This window comes from Streptococcus mitis, assembly GCF_946188585.1.
Lineage (GTDB): Bacteria > Bacillota > Bacilli > Lactobacillales > Streptococcaceae > Streptococcus > Streptococcus mitis_DG.
The window spans coordinates 47,170-62,514 of record NZ_CAMHVI010000007.1 but is presented as its reverse complement, the minus strand read 5'-3'; the positions used below and the strand labels follow the sequence as shown (position 1 = coordinate 62,514).

Below are 15,345 nucleotides of genomic sequence, written 5' to 3'. Positions count from 1 at the left end.
AAAACCTCTTATACAAGGAATTTGAATACTTTTTGATCATTCAAACTATAGTTTTTTGCTATATTTATATATAAAAAATCCATATAGCGTATGGATTTACATATTTTAAAATATACATTTATGCTACCAGCCAAGTGAAACCCTTTCAAACTGACAACCCAAGCGTCGCAATTCTTTTTGACGGTCCTCATAGTAGGGGAGGGAAATGCCTGTAATGGTCACATGGGGAAGGTCTTTCAAGTGCAGGCTGACGGATGAGGTAAAATGATAGACATGAACGAACTCGTATTCTTGAAAGAGTTGGGCTAGAACATCTTCAAAGATCAACTCCGTCTCCAAGTAGGTCACATCAGGGATAGTGAAGGTTTCCTTGGGATGGGGTATATAGAGGTCAATGGCCAAGGCCTTGGCATAGGTACTGATAAAGCGGATGGAGATCTGATCGTCCTCTTCAGAGAACTTTTGCCCCAGCAGAACCTTGACTGTCTTGCCATTTGAAACAGGAGCTTGAGGCAGGTTAAAAAAATGCTCCAGATAAACTAGCTTTTCTCTAGCCACGACATGGTAGTCGCTGCGATAGAGAGTATAGTGCTTTTCCGTCCGCTCAATCAAGTCATCTCTGGTCAAGCCCAAAGAGCCCACCTGACTGGGTTGAAGGGGCCAAGCATACATACCCAAGGGATAAATATCCGCATAGCCATCATCGAAACTCATGAGGTGCTGGTAAGTAGAGCTAGCAACCAAGTCTAGAATCAATCTATTGTCAAAACTAGCATAAAAGATAGTGTCATAGTCTCCCGCCAGCTCCTGACAAATCTGAGCCAAGTCCGCTGCCGTCTGAGGATAGTAAACATGGTCAAAATCCTTTGCATAATGCTCCTGACGAGCATTTTTGACAGGACTGACATAAAGGCTAACAAAGTCCTGATCAGGATAGAGTCCTTTGATATGCTGTGCAATCTTGGCCTGCAAGGGCGTTGTGGCAATGATGAGGTGTTTCATCTCTTTGATTCTCCTAGGTGGTGATGTTGCAGCAAGGTCTCAACGACTTCAAAGTCCAAGGCATCATCGATATCATAAGAATAGAGTTTGGGCATTTCATAGGCTACTGTCTTATCTGTGTAAAAGGTCTCATCTCGTAGGTAAAGGTCCTTGCGAGAAATCCAAATACTACCGTTGGGATAGTAATAGACAGGCTCTTTCTGCCGAGCATAGTGCTTGGAAACCTGAGGCGGACGGATAAATGATGACTCCGCCAACTGCAAGTAAAGACTACGACTCTTATCCGCCTTGACACAGGAAATCAAATGGTCGGCACCAGACTGACAGTAGAGTTGGTAGGACTCGATGAGATGCTCTACCTCTCTAAGAGGTGAAGTCACCTGTAGATTGACAAAGACCTGCTCTTCCTCAAAGGGCTGTAAAAAGTCGCGCAAGGTTTCTAAGCTAGAGGTTGTTGCCAAGGCCAATTCTTTTGGTCTGTGGACACAACGAATCTCTGGATAGGCTTGACGACAGAGTTCTAGATAGGCTAGTGAGTCTGAGGAGACCCAGATGTCACTAAATAGCTTGGAGGCTAGAGCGACTTCTATGGTATAGAAAACCAAGGGTTTGCCTGCAAGCTGTTTGATATTTTTATCCACTAAGCCGCGTGAACCCGAACGGATCAAAATGACGGCTATGGGTTTAGATGTTGCTTTCATATAGTCTTCCTAGAAATGAGATAAAAAGAGCAGATAAAGTAGTAATGATGCTATTTAACCAAGGATTTGGGTTGGCAAAGAAACCACTGTAATGATAGAGGACCAAGGCTCCTAGACTAAAGACCAGATAGATTTTAGCTAGTTGTAAACTCGGTTTTTTGAGGAGTAAGACCAAGAGGTACAAACCGCCAATCACACCTAAAGTCAGACCCATAAAGCCGTTAATCCATTCGTAGATGGAGTAGATTCCTGCACTCATGAGTAAGAGGCAGAGGAGCCAGGACAGACCTGCTAAGACAAAGGATAGGAGGCTTGGCGACCAGCGAATTTTTGTCCAAGCGAAATCCAACTTCAAGCAGGTCACGATTGCATTCATACTAGAAGAAACTGTGGATTGACCTGCTGCCAAGAGAGCCAGCATGATGAAACTACCAAACCAAGGTGCCAGACTCTCCCGAGCGTAAGCAATGAGGACAGGATTGGTCGATCTGGTAGCGAAATTTTCCTGACGAATCAAGCAGCCAATCAGATAGAGTAGACTAGCAATCCCAAAGGACAAGAGTCCCTGTAGCCATAAGATTTTTCCAATCTTCTGACGCCCTATTTTGCTATTAAAACGTTGGACGATATCCTGCGAAGAAACGTAGGAAAACAAGCTACTAAAACCTGCTCCTGCAACTAAGATAAAGACCATCTTCCCATCCAGAGTCTCTGCAAAGTGAGATAGCTGTTGACTGCTATTCACGACTAAACCAGATTGGGCAATTCTTGGTAGAAAGAGGGCCAATATAGCCAGTAGGACCAAGCCTTGAAAGAAGTCCGTCCACAGCACAACCCAGAGACCACCCCTTGCCAGATAATAGACCGTCAAAAGAAGGAGTAAACCTGACAAGACCAGCTAATTGATAGGGATAAAGGGCTCTAAGGCTTGAGACAACAAGTAGGTCACCACTGCTATTCGCCCCAACTGGTAGAGGATGAAAAGTCCTGAAGCCAGTGAACGAATGCCAGCCGATTGAAACTTATCCTCTAAAAGATGATAGGCTGTCTCGTAGTTTCCCTCTTGATAGAGGGGAAGAAAATAGCGATGAGCTAGCGGGATGGCTAGAAAGATACCACACTGGGCAAACCAAAGATAGGACCTGCCTGTATAGGCATTCCCCACCAGAGTCAGAAAGGAAATGGGGCTGAGTAAGGTCGCAAAGACTGAGAAGGCCAAAACCGTCACTGGAACAGCTTTCTTAACCTGATAATAGTCCTCTTCGCTCCCTTTTTTCCAATAGGCAATCCAGGAAATCAAGTAGAAATAGAGCAATAGGGTGACTAGAATTCCCAACATCCTAGAAGTTCCTATCTAATAGTTCTCTGTATATTTGAGCTACTTTTTCCAGAGAATAGCGAGAGGCTAAGGCTAGATTTTTTTCATTCGATAGATAAAAATCAGGCTCTTCCATCTCTTCTATCTTTTGAATCAACTCTGATTTGGTTTTAAACAAGTTGATGGCATTGGACTGGCCAGCATAGAAACGATGGGCAATCTCCACATCTGATAACAAGGCTAACAAACCTTGACTCAAGGCTTCAACACAGGCGTTGGCAAATAACTCTGTGTAACTTGCAGACAGATAGCATTGGTGCATATGATAAGGCACTTCGTTAACGATACCTTTAAAGTGAATGGTTGGCGGAAGATCATATTGATTCTGTAATTCTGCTAGACGTTCCTCTGAGCCACCATAAAAGGTAATCTGGGCCTTGGAGCCACGTTTGTAGAGTTCGATAAAAGCTTCAATGACAAGTTCAACGTTCTTACCTTCTCCCATATGACCCACCAAGCAATAGTCCAAAACAGGTCCGATTTTTCTTAGCTGACCTACTTTTTCTGTAAACATTGGTGGTAAAAACTTAGTGTCATACCCTTGTTTCGCCAAAGTATCAGTCAAAACCTCACTGGCAACTAGGTATTTGTTTGTCTTGCGCAGATTGGCGAGGCGTAAATCTCGCATGACATTTTCATGGACGACTTCATAATAATTTTTATCCGTGTTTTCCATGTAACGCCAAAGGCTGGGTTTGGGAACGATTTGTTGGTCACGGATGAAGAGGTCGGTCTGTTTTGCCCATTTGGCTAAGAACTTGACCAGCAAGTCCTCTTCAGAACGGATTTCTCCTCCTATGCGGTAGATGTATTCTGGGTAAAAGATAGTGACAGGAGAAGGTTCTTTGAAGGGATCGATAAAGCGTCCTTCCAGGGCCAGTTCTCCATTTTCATGATACCAACGAAGTTCCTTTTCCTTGAAATCTTCAAACAAGAAGGGACCCTTGGTATAGTAATATCTCCCCGAGCCATCTCCTAGGGTAACAGAGGCCACAAAGCCATCTTCATTGAGCTCCACCTGATCTCCATCTGCTAGCGTTAGACTTTCTGGTCTCACTGATAAGTCTGCATGGCCTATATCTGAAAAACTATGCGGAACACAGAGCAATTCCTTTTCTAAAAATCCTAACTTAATCAAGTCTTTCTTCCAGTCAGGACGAAGCTGAGGACTCGAAACGAGGTGGACATACTCCAAACCTAGATGGCGTGCTATGCGGGCTCGATAGACCTGGGTACTCTCAAAGCCATAGCGATGGATTTCCTTGACTGGATGGATAGTGACAATTCTCGACATGCTATACACTCTTTCTCTATTATTTACTTCTTACAGACGAAAAACCACCCTCACAAAAAGGCGAGGGTGGTTCATCCGTTACAATGCTTGGGGATTTCCTAGCAAGTTCCCCCTCAAAAGGACTTTATGCTATTCTATCACAAAGACTGACCATCTGCAAGACAGACTGGCTTAGACAGGATAGCTTGAGGGAGTTTTCTTATTGTTTATAAATCGATTCTCTGAAATCATCTGTGCTACGTAGGTAGGCATTGTAGATTTTTTGTTTTAACAAGTGTACCCAGCTTGCAGGTGCATGGTCGGTTGCACGATCAATGTTAGCTACATCTTTTGCCATTGCTTGATCGATGAGTTCTTGCATTTGGGCAGCTGAACGGATTGTAATCTCTTTGCTGCTGTTTGGTACACCAAGTTCATACTGAATAGTGATTGGTTTCAACTGGTCTTGCTTGCGAATACGTTTATTAAACATATCCTTCTTGAAATCAGACCATGAAACGTATTGGTTGGCAAAGACATTTTTCAAGACGAGACTATCAGTAATGAGTCCCACATCTTTCCTAAGCCAATCTGAATAGGTAATGTCCCCGTTTCGTTTAGCTTCTTCTACATATTGGTTGGATACATATGGTAAGAACCCATCTTGATAACCTTTTTCTGCCAACAATTCGTAGGCTGTCTTTCTAAACATGATGTCACCAGGCGCACCCTTTGGATTACTGAGGGCAGCATAAATCGGTGAGAACATGCTGATCAGATGATAGCCATTACGAGTATAGTCACTCTTATCACGGTATGCCCGACGGTTGATGATATTATTGTCAATCAAGGCATCAAGACTGGTTAGTTTACTTACTTCAGCATCTGTCAATGGACGAACAGAGTTTCCAGCATGAGTTTGTTTATGGTACTTGTCCTCAATGTAGAAATTCTCTATTTTTCTAAACCATTTTTTCTTAACATCATTTGACTTAGTTAAAATGGCATTGGCTTCCATAGCATCCAAGGTATACAAGACATCGTACATACCGTGCACATACTCTTGCAAGGCTGCAGCTGATGTAAAGCGACTTGTCGGGTCATAAGTATGCAAGCGAGTTGGTGAATCCTTATCCCCTTTATAGAGGGTATTCAAGACAATAGCATCCTTATCTAAACTGTCAGCAGATTGCAACAGTCCTAAGGCATACAACTCTGCTCCCAATCCTTCCCGACGACCTTTTCCTTCAAAGTAAATATGTCCGTCAGAATTGTGAACCATTTCATGAGTATAGACAGATGTTCCGTATTTATCCAACAAGCGGTCGCTGACATAGTGAACCTCAGAACCGTTGGCATAAGCTCCAGCTCCCTTACTTTCCCCATACCACTTACCAGTTGGTCCAAAGAAGTTGTAGATCGAATCAATGGTCTTATCAGACAGGGTAGCCCAATAATACTTGCTATTGCTATCTTTCATACCAAAGCCATCTGAAACCATGATCGAACGGAAGAGTTTTTCTTTGTATTCTGGTGAAAGGAGGTGGTACCAGATATCGTAGTGGTCTCGTTGCCATTCAGCCGACTGGTTGACCTTAGCACGAACATACTGACGCAGTTCTTCTCCTGACAAGACTGTATTATTGACACGGTCACGGTAGCGTTCGTAGCCACCAAAGGCCAAGGTAGAAAGATTTGAAATCACATAAACATCTTCTTCTGGCAATGTTAATAAAGGTAGGAGCATGTTTTTTACTTTCCAACTTGGTGCCGTAATACGATCATAGACTCCCAGTGTATAGTTACTATCTGGTGTAGCTGACTCTTGTTTAGCACGCACTTCTGGAATCGCTGACTTACTCTCTACTATATAGACCTTGGTATTCGTCTTCAACCATTCATTATTGGTTTTAGTTGGTAGGAAGAGTTTTCTGTAAGACTCTAGTAAATCCGTCACTGTCTTGCGACCTTTTGCAGCAGCCAGTGTTGTTTCATAGGCACTTATATTATTTGATGCTTTGAGATTTTCCATACCGCTCTGACCTAGGGCAATGATAGTATCTAATGTTGAAGCTGTGCTATTGCCATCAAAGTCAAACTTATAGGTATTGAGGTCCTTGGTGTTGATGTGATCGTAGTTGATATTGTACCAGCGATTGAGGTAAGTCAAACCAAGCAAGAAAGCTTCCTTGTTGTTCTTGATTTTCTCGCTGATGTAGGTTGCTACACTATCTCCCATCGTATTGATAGACTTGTCCATGGCTAGCACTTTACGGAGATGTTCGCCGATATTGGCCTTAACTTTTTCAAACTCTTTGTCCAAATATAGCGGATCAAGTGAAGCATCTGCCTCAATGTCAAGGACTTTTCTCATGGCTGCCGAGTCATATTCAACCCCTTGCAAATCTGCTAGGACTTGATTGGTCACTTTCGTATAGTCAGATAGAAAGGCCTCTGGCGTAAAGATAAAGTTTTTACCTGCTACGCTGTACTCTGCAATTTGTGTATTTTTGAAGTCATCTTTGTAAGTGACGTCTAAGTAGCTGATTGTATTATCAGCAAAATGCAACATAAGCTTATTGATAGCTGCTTTATTAGCCTGAATATCTGTGATGATGTCATTGTCCTTCATTGGTACAACATCCAGCAGTTCTGTGGTGTAGAGCTTATCCGTAGGATCGACTTGATTTCCATAGTGCACCACTAACTCTTTATTATAGAAAGGCATCAATTTCTCGATATTGTAATAAGCAACTTTTCGACTAACTTGGCCTTGGCTTAACTGAGTATAGTCCACACTTCGCTGATTATCCTTGAGTGTTTGACCTGTATCGTCTAGCGTCACTGTCATACCATAGGACTGAACCTTTTCTCTTGCCTGGTCTTGGGTGATTGGGGTCGCATAGAGATCTACCTTCTTGTTCTCTACTGCAGTGCTGGCATCCTTGATGTCTGCTCCCCTGTACTGGTCTCCTGTGATGGCATAACCATCTCCAGTGTTGACCATGCTAACGACATGATGGATACGGCCATTTTGCCATGTAGAACCAGCTATTCCTCCGACGCGTGGATAGGTTGTCGTATTGAGGATGGTTCCACTTGCTAGCGCATGAGAGACCAAAGCACCACTTTGAACTTTTCCTACAATACCTCCAGCAAATTGGTCATTATTACGGGCATTGCTCGACATACTTGCATCAACTGCGACCTTATCAATCTTAGCCGTATTACCAGATAGAAGCCCTGCTATACCTCCTACATAGTAAGGAGAGGCATCCGCATGCTTGGCCTGAATGCTACCTGTAAAGGAACTATTAGTGATTTCTGTATCCTGAGCCTTCGCTACCAAGCCTGCAACTGACTTGCTACCTGTCAATTGACCTTCTACAGCTACATTACTAATCTGGCTATTAGTAGCCACTTTTGCTAGACTGGCTGTGTCTTCTTGACTCTTAATTGCTACCGCTTTAAGATCAATATCTTTCACAGTAGCCTTGGTCAAGCTATCAAACAAGGCTGTCTTAAGGTCATAAATCGCAAATGGTTTCCCGTCACTCGCACCGATAAGATTACCAGTAAAATTACCTGTCACATAGCTGGTTTGTCCCTTAGCTAAGGACACCTCATCGGCTGTCATATCAGCTCCCAGTTTAAAGGTTCCAGCGAGATTGCCTTGCATGGCAGCAACCAGTTTCTTGAAGGAAGTATAAACTCCATCCTTGGCAAGTTTTTGCTTATCTACTGTGAAGCTATAGTTATCCTTGTATGCTGAACCTTCCTCTTGAACCAGTTCATTGAAAGCAACTGTTACCTTGTATTTCCCATCAGCTGTTTCCTTAATAGAGCTAACTGGTAACAACATTTCCTTCATCTTGTCTGATTTGACTTTGACAAAATAAGGTGACAAATCACTTGGTACTTCTGATAAGTTCAGATAACGACGGTAATGACCATCTTCCTTACCATAGAGACCGACTTCATCCACATCTTTGATTTCAATTTTCTTATAGTCCAATTGAAAATCTTTCGTTGATACTTCTGTATTTTCCTGATCAGATTGGCCTAGATTATAGGTCAAGTAAGTCTTAATTGTATAAGGAGTATAGTAGTCCAAACCATCAATCGTTTGCTGAACGGATAAATCTTTCAAATCCACTTCTTTAATCAGTGTTCCATTTTGAAAAATTTGGGCCTTGGCCTTAACAAAAGCAGACGTCGGATCATCTAGATGATAGTTGACCGCTACTGCTTTTTTGCTCTCATCTTTAACCAGATTAGTAATTTCAACTGTCGGTTTGGTTTTAACAAGACTACCAACCTTGACAATCTCTTTGGTTGGTTCTACTTCTGTACGTGAAATTTCCTTGCTAGATTCTACCTTACCATTTACGAGATAATCTTCAAACTCGATTGTCCGTAAACCATCTTTTCCTTCCTGAGCAATTTCTCGATGATTTTTCAAGATGGTCGCATCTTCGATTTCTTCAGTTTCGTGAGGGATAGTTTCCGTTACTGTTCGACGAGTACTTGTCAAAGGCAGTTCAGGAAGAGCTTCTGCCACAGCAGCCTCGCCCTCGTGACCCTGCTCTTGTGTTCCTTGAGTACTGATTGGATCTGTATAAGACGGTAATTCTGGTTGAACCAGAGATTCTCCTTCATGACCTGACCCTTGCGTGCCTTGGGTACTGATTGAGCTTGTATAAGTTGGCGGCTCTGGCTGAACTAGGGATTCGCCCTCATGACCGGGCTCTTGCGTACCTTTTGCTTCTAACGGGGCTGTGTAAGAAGGTTGAGTTGGTTGAACCAGAGATTCGCCCTCATGACCGGGCTCTTGCGTACCTTTTGCTTCTAACGATTCTGTATAAGACGGCTGAGCTGGCTGAACCAGAGATTCGCCCTCATGACCGGGCTCTTGTGTGCCTTTTGCTTCTAACGGGGCTGTGTAAGAAGGTTGTGCTGGTTGGACTAGGGATTCGCCTTCATGGCCGGGCTCTTGTGTACCTTGGGTGCTAACGGGTTCTGTATAAGTCGGTTGAACGGGTTGAACTAGGGCATCGCCCTCATGACCTGACTCTTGTGTACCTTGAGTACTGATTGGTGCTGTGTAGGCTGGTTGCACTGGTCGAACTAGAGCCTCGCCCTCATGACCTGACTCTTGTGTGCCTTGAGTACTGATTGGTGCTGTGTAGGCTGGTTGCACTGGTCGAACTAGGGCATCGCCCTCATGACCTGACTCTTGTGTGCCTTGGGTGCTAACGGGTTCTGTATAAGTCGGTTGAACGGGTTGAACTAGGGCAGCACCTTCATGACCCGGCTCTTGGCTCCCCTTTGCTTGCACTACAGTTTCTTTGTTTTTTTGTAGTTGAGGCTCTATAGGAGAAGGTGTTCCTCCTGGTTGTTCCTCTATCGTTGAGCTATCTACATTTTCTAAGTTAGACTTGCTGTCATGCGCCTTCTGTTTATCTGATTGCTTAACATCAGTCACTTTATTTTTCACATATCCAATGTATGTATATCCAGGGATATCAACCGGGGCTGGCAAGGCATCTCCTGCCTGAACCGATAGTTGGGTGTTATAAGCAGCTAGTGTTTCGCTAGTCAAGGCAAGGGCAGTTGGAGACAGCAACTGACTGCCTAGAGCGCTTACTAACAAGAATCGACTAATCTTGCTCTTGCCATCACGTCCCTTAAGAACTACTACAATCAATAAACTAAGGCCTGCCACCAAGACAACAGTCCCTAATGAAGAGCTGGTCCCCGTATTGGGCAATACTTGATTGGCTCGATAAACCAGATAGTAAGTCGCATCAGTTTCTTCCGCTACTTGTGGTAGGGATGTAACCAAGAGAGCCTTCTCTTCATCAGTCAAGTCCGACTCTAAAACATAAGTATAATTAACGGTATGAGATTCTTGGGCAGATACAGTCTGTAGGCCAGTTCCCATCAAAAAGAAACACGCAACTGCTACAGATACAAGGCCAACTGACAATTTTCTTAACGAGAAATTCTGTCTTTCTTCTCCACTAGTTTTGAAATTCATATTCCCCTCTTTTACATTTTTAAATTGGTATGTTAATTTATAGTAAAATATACAACTTGTCCCATTATACACCAATTTTAAAAAAGATTCTAGGGATAGATATACAAATAAGGGAATAATAAAAGGCATCCCTAAAATTAGATACCTAACTGCTGGAATGCCTATCATATTTCTAAATTTTTACTTCACAACAAGCTCATAACGTGTCTTGCTTGTAAAGGTTTGACCGGCTTTAAGAACGACTTGGTCTTTGAGGTCGCTGTGAATGGCATCTGGTAAAGCCTGCGCTTCAAGGGCAATCCCATTGTGCTGTACCATTGGCTGACCTCCTATGATGACACTTTCATCCACAAAGTTTGCTGTGTAGACTACAAAGCAAGGAGCTTCTGTCTTGAAAAGCAGGAAGCGACCTGAATTTTGGTCATAAAGGAAACCAGCATTGTCATGACCTGCAGGAAGGGCAAATGGGTGATCCAAACCAGATACTAGCTGGATTTGTTCGTCTTCTTCTGCAAAGATATCCTTCAACAAGACACCATTATAAATGTGTTTCACTACATCACGATTAGCATCTGGAGTTTTGGCAGGAACACCATCGGGCGCAATTGGATAAATTCCCTCTGTGTTTAGTTGGAAGACATGGCGGTCAATTGTCTGTGTGAAATCACCAGACAAGTTGAAATAGCTGTGGTTGGTTGGATTGACCAGCGTATCCTGATCGGTTGTTACTTTATAGCTGATTTCATAGGCTCCAGTTTCTTCCAAGTGGTAACTGATCCAGATTTTGAGATTGCCAGGAAATCCTCCTGTTCCATCTGTACGTTCTGTGTAGAGGGTCAAGCCATGGTCGCTCACTTCAATTAGTTCAAACAAACTTGCATCCCAACCTGTTGAACCACTGTGATTGCAATTGCTTGCATTGTTGACTTCAAGATCATAAGTCTTACCATTAAGCTCAAAAGTCGCACCTGCAATACGTCCTGCTACAGGACCTACGCTAGCTCCATGTTTGGGGCTATTGCCTACATAGCTATCAAAATCATCAAAACCCAAGATAACATTGGCAAAATTTCCAGCCTTGTCAGGTGTGACATAGCGCAAGATGGTCGCACCATAAGTCATGACCTCAAGCTGGTAACCACCGTCCGTCTCAAAACGATAGGCTAAGACATCTTGTCCCTCAACATTTCCAAATACACGCTCTGTGTATGCTTTCATTCTGTTCTCCTTTTACTATTTCTCTCAAGCAAACAAACCATAGAAAGCCTACTGACAATCTATGGTTTATCTGATAATTTACAAATCCTCTTATCAAGAATTCATAAATACTGTCTTATACTCAATGAAAATCAAAGAGCAAACTAGAAAGCTAGCCGCAGGCTGTACTTGAGTACGGCAAGGCGAAGCTGACGTGGTTTGAATTTGATTTTCGAAGAGTATTACTTTTGGTATTCGTGGATGATAACACCTTGTACCACACGGTTTACTGTACCAGTAGGTGATGGTGTGTCTGGTTTATTTTCTACCTTGAGTGAAGTCAATAGGGCAAAGAGTTGGGCATAAACGATGTAAGGGAAGACACGGTAAATATCATTCAAGACACCGCCACAACCAAGGGCCACTTCTTTGACATTTTCAAGACCAAAGGCTTGATCACTCAAAAGCACGATACGACGAGCAATCTGGTCACCAGCAACTTCACGAACCAAGTCCAAGTCATACTTGCGAGTGTAGTCTGTCGTTGTACCAAAGACCAAAACAACTGTATCTTCGTTGATAAGAGATTTTGGACCGTGACGGAAGCCGACTGGGCTTTCATACATGGTCGCCACTTGACCAGCTGTTAGTTCCAAAATCTTGAGCTGAGCTTCATGAGCAAGTCCAAAGAAAGGACCGGCGCCTAGATAGATGACACGGTTAAAGTCTAGGTCAACAAGCTCTTTGACATCTTCTGCATTGTCTAGAATTTTACGCGCAAGGCTAGACACAACTTCAAAACGTTCAGACTTAACAGCAAATTCTGTAGGATCAAAGACCAAGAGAGCTGTCAACATCATAGACGTAAAGCTAGAAGTCATGGCAAATCCAGCATCATTAGAAGCAGCTGGTTGCAAGAGCAAGAGATTACGGTCATCTCCATGAGCTTGAAGAGCTAATTTACCGTCCGCTGCACAAGTAATCGTCACTTGGTAAAGCTCATCTACCAAGGCTTTGGCTAAATCAACAGTCGCCACACTTTCAGGCGAATTGCCACTACGAGCAAAAGATACAAGGACAGTCGCCACATCTTTTTTCAAATAAGTTTCTGGATTAGCAACGATATCTGTTGTCGCAATGGCATTGAAATTCCATTTGCGTTCGTCATAGACTTCCTTAAAGTAAGGTACCAAGGTATCTCCCACATAAGCAGAAGTCCCAGCACCTGTCAAGATAACCTTGATATAGTCATGCTTATCAGCAATCCCTTGTAAAAAGGCTGCAATTTCTTCACGTTTTGCTTGATAAGATTCAAAAGCTTCTTTCCATACATCAGGCTGTTGATAGATTTCACGTGTAGTGATTTCTGCACCCAATTCGAGCAAGTCTTCTTTTGTATAATGTAGCATTGATTTCCTCTTTTTCTATTAAATATGGGAATGGGAGTAAGCCCCATTCCCATGTATATTCTATATAAAATGCTCTAACGATTTTCACGATATCACATCTTATTGAATCGAGTTCCAACTAAAATCTTTGGGAAAAAGACCGATTATCGTCGGAGCATCGCTCCATCCTCTTATCGCCTATTTTCCCTGTGATTTTCACGTTGTCACATCTTATTCATCTTCGTCATCATCGAAGCCCGCTAACAGGTCGTTAACTTTCACAATGCTTTCTGCAGCACGGTTCTTATAGTCTGCATCTGTGCCTGTAAGGCTCGCATTGATAAATTCAATCACCATTGGAAGATTCATCCCTGCGTAAAGTTCGATGTCACGACCTTCCATAATCAAACGGCTTACCACGTTACAAGGTGTACCACCGAGAAGATCCGCAAAGACTAGGAAATCATCCAAACCTTCAATAGCTGCTTCAAATTTTGCAGTAAATTCTTCTGGACCATCTTCTGGAAGAAGAGCCACTGCATGAATATTGTCTTGTGGACCCATGATCATTTCAGTGCTACCTTTAAGCTCTTCACAGAAACGACCATGACTCACCAAAATTAATGATTTAGCCATAAATTATGCGCCCATTCCAAGTAAGAATTTACCGATGAATGAAAGACCTAATGCAAGAGCAATGATGATACCAATTGCTTTTGTAGAGTTCATACCTTTCTTACCAAGCAACCAGAAGATAAAGGCAGTAAAGATTGCTGGAAGCAAGCGTGGGAAGATTGAGTTCAAGATATCTTGGAAGTCAATCATCTTTTCACCGATTGGCAATTTATAAGAAACTTCAAAGTTGATCATTGTTGCTACAAGAGCACCCATCATGAAGACACCAAGTACAGATGCAGCGTCAATCAAAGCTGTCAAAGTACTTTGCATGTTGTTGATAAGGTTAACCCCTTCTTTGTAGGCAAATTCTAACTGTTTCCAACGGAAGATATCATAAACAAATGCAACTGCAATCCAAAGGAAGATTCCCCATGGTTGGCCAGCGATAGCCATAGTTGCTGCGATAGATCCCATGATAGCAGGTACAAGTGAACCAAAGATCGTATCTCCAAGAGGAGCGAATGGTCCCATCAAACCTGTCTTGATACCGTTAACGGCATCTTTTGAACCTACACCATCTTTTTCTTCCATGGCAAGGTCAAAACCAGCGATAATTGTGTGGAAGAATGGTGAAGTATTGAAGAATTGAGTATGAACTTTCATCATTTCTTTCAATTCAGGAGTTCCATCCCCATACATTTTACGCAATTGAGGCAAGATCATGTAAAGGTAACCAGAAGCTTGCATACGTTCGTAGTTCCAACCTAATTGGAAAGTAAACAAGCTACGTTTGTTGATTTGATTAAAATCTTCTTTTGTAAGTTTGTAATTAGAATTCGTCATCTTCGATTTCCCCACTTTCTGATGGTGTAGAAGGTGCTGCTACAGCTACTTTTTGGCTATTTTTGAAGTGAAGCACTGCAAGGAAGATACCCACGATAGAGATACCAATCATAGACAAACCTTTAAAGTTGTTGACAAAAGCAATTTTTTCAGCCACATCTTTAGGTAGAGTACCTACGATACCAGCAACAGCGCCACCAAGACTTGTTACGTTTGAGTAAAGTACAGTCAACATAGCTGTCAAACCAAATCCCATAGCAAGGTAGTGAAGGTTACGTTTAACTGGAAGGTAACGAAGCAAGATCGCAAATCCAAGACCTGGAAGCATACGTCCTGCAAGTGTCAAGCCATCTGCAACCCATTGGTATTGTTTAACCAAGTCTACTACTCCTTGAACAAAGGCACCACCAAAGGCAAGAGCAAAGAAGACTGGAAGGGCACGAGATAAAGCCCAAGGAATCGCACCAAGCAAGTAGTTGCGTTCAATACCTTTATAGTCAAAGCGTTCGATCGCAGCATCCACACGGTGAGCGAAGAAAGTAGTTGTCATACGTCCAAGAACGTCGAAGTAAGTCAAGAGAGCTGCTACTGGCACAGCGATTGTTGTAATCGCAAGTGCGGTATCGATACCTTGTGAAACAGAGAAAGCTGTCGCAAGAACCGCACCAGAAGTTGCGTCGATACGAGAAGCACCACCGAAGGTACCAACCCCAAGAACGAACAATTGCAAGTTACCACCGATAAGTAGACCAGTAGTCACATCTCCCATAATTAAACCGGTAATGAAACCAGCAAATACAGGGGAACCTGCAGATGAAACGATTGTCAACTCATCACAGATTTGATAAGCTGAGTACAAAGTGAGAAGTAAAATTTGCCACCATTGTATCATAACAATGACCTCC

11 protein-coding genes are annotated in these 15,345 nt (G+C 42.8%); all 11 read right to left on the bottom strand.

Annotated features, from left to right (window positions below):
* Positions 1-123: 123 nt before the first annotated feature.
* A complete protein-coding gene (locus tag N8M66_RS08185; RefSeq protein WP_261046826.1) occupies positions 124-1,002 on the bottom strand; it encodes a glycosyltransferase family 52 protein in 879 nt (292 codons plus the stop codon).
* The gene (locus tag N8M66_RS08180) at positions 999-1,703 is read right to left on the bottom strand and encodes a cytidylyltransferase domain-containing protein (protein ID WP_261046823.1); all 705 of its coding nucleotides are present in this window, start codon (positions 1,701-1,703) and stop codon (positions 999-1,001) included. The genes N8M66_RS08185 and N8M66_RS08180 overlap by 4 nt, the downstream gene beginning before the upstream one ends.
* Positions 1,687-2,535 carry a hypothetical protein gene (locus N8M66_RS08175; protein WP_261046821.1) on the bottom strand — a complete coding sequence of 283 codons (849 nt, stop codon included), beginning with the start codon at positions 2,533-2,535 and terminating at the stop codon, positions 1,687-1,689. Before N8M66_RS08175 ends, N8M66_RS08180 begins: the two co-directional genes overlap by 17 nt.
* Positions 2,536-2,601: 66 nt before the next feature.
* A complete protein-coding gene (locus N8M66_RS08170; protein WP_261046815.1) occupies positions 2,602-3,042 on the bottom strand; it encodes a hypothetical protein in 441 nt (146 codons plus the stop codon).
* Between the two features lies 1 nt (position 3,043).
* The gene (locus N8M66_RS08165) at positions 3,044-4,375 is read right to left on the bottom strand and encodes a glycosyltransferase (RefSeq protein ID WP_261046813.1); all 1,332 of its coding nucleotides are present in this window, start codon (positions 4,373-4,375) and stop codon (positions 3,044-3,046) included.
* A 199-nt stretch (positions 4,376-4,574) separates the two neighbouring features.
* Positions 4,575-10,394, bottom strand: coding sequence for a ZmpA/ZmpB/ZmpC family metallo-endopeptidase (locus N8M66_RS08160; protein ID WP_261046811.1), 5,820 nt, complete (start codon positions 10,392-10,394; stop codon positions 4,575-4,577).
* Positions 10,395-10,574: 180 nt separating this feature from the next.
* On the bottom strand, positions 10,575-11,612 hold the full coding sequence (locus tag N8M66_RS08155; protein ID WP_201058613.1) for an aldose epimerase family protein: 1,038 nt from the start codon (positions 11,610-11,612) through the stop codon (positions 10,575-10,577).
* A 221-nt stretch (positions 11,613-11,833) separates the two neighbouring features.
* Positions 11,834-13,000 (bottom strand): SIS domain-containing protein, encoded by a 1,167-nt coding sequence (locus N8M66_RS08150; protein WP_261046807.1) that lies wholly within the window; start codon positions 12,998-13,000, stop codon positions 11,834-11,836.
* A gap of 210 nt (positions 13,001-13,210) precedes the next feature.
* Complete coding sequence (locus N8M66_RS08145; RefSeq protein ID WP_223340388.1) at positions 13,211-13,615, bottom strand: PTS sugar transporter subunit IIA; 405 nt, start codon at positions 13,613-13,615, stop codon at positions 13,211-13,213.
* A gap of 3 nt (positions 13,616-13,618) precedes the next feature.
* The gene (locus N8M66_RS08140; protein ID WP_070479623.1) at positions 13,619-14,440 is read right to left on the bottom strand and encodes a PTS system mannose/fructose/sorbose family transporter subunit IID; all 822 of its coding nucleotides are present in this window, start codon (positions 14,438-14,440) and stop codon (positions 13,619-13,621) included.
* A complete protein-coding gene (locus N8M66_RS08135) occupies positions 14,427-15,332 on the bottom strand; it encodes a PTS mannose/fructose/sorbose/N-acetylgalactosamine transporter subunit IIC (RefSeq protein ID WP_070479625.1) in 906 nt (301 codons plus the stop codon). The genes N8M66_RS08140 and N8M66_RS08135 overlap by 14 nt, the downstream gene beginning before the upstream one ends.
* Positions 15,333-15,345 lie beyond the last annotated feature (13 nt).